Source organism: Vibrio sp. 10N.222.49.C9 (genome assembly GCF_041474985.1).
Taxonomy (GTDB): domain Bacteria; phylum Pseudomonadota; class Gammaproteobacteria; order Enterobacterales; family Vibrionaceae; genus Vibrio; species Vibrio crassostreae_C.
The window spans coordinates 1-371 of the sequence record NZ_JBFRVD010001400.1 but is presented as its reverse complement, the minus strand read 5'-3'; the positions used below and the strand labels follow the sequence as shown (position 1 = coordinate 371).

Genomic DNA, 371 nt, shown 5'->3' with positions numbered 1-371 from the left:
CTCGCTGAATCCACCCAACACTAGAACCATTACGTGATGTGACCGAAGTTACCTTTAAGTGCGCGAACAAAGACTCGATCTCTTCAGTAGTTAACTTATCGTCCTTCTGCTCTTGCTTTGGCTCTTGCTTAACATCGACAACAGACGGAGCAGCTGGTATCGCTTGGACTGGATGCTGTGGTGGCATCATCCCAGACTCAACACCAGGGTTACGCGGGGAATTGAACACTAGACCACCCAACTCGGCCGGCAATACCTTACGTTGACTTGAACCGGTCAACTCTCTTAACTCGTTCGACAGTTTCGCCTGATTGATTTTCGCTTCTAGCAATCGAGACTCTTGACTCAAAGAGAGCAATTCAGCATCAGAT

The 371-nt window shown here is 48.2% G+C and carries 1 protein-coding gene; it reads right to left on the bottom strand.

Annotation, left to right across the window (positions count from 1 at the left end):
• Window positions 1-371 (bottom strand): hypothetical protein (locus AB4585_RS28475; protein ID WP_372172127.1); only part of this gene is annotated, 371 nt, incomplete at both ends.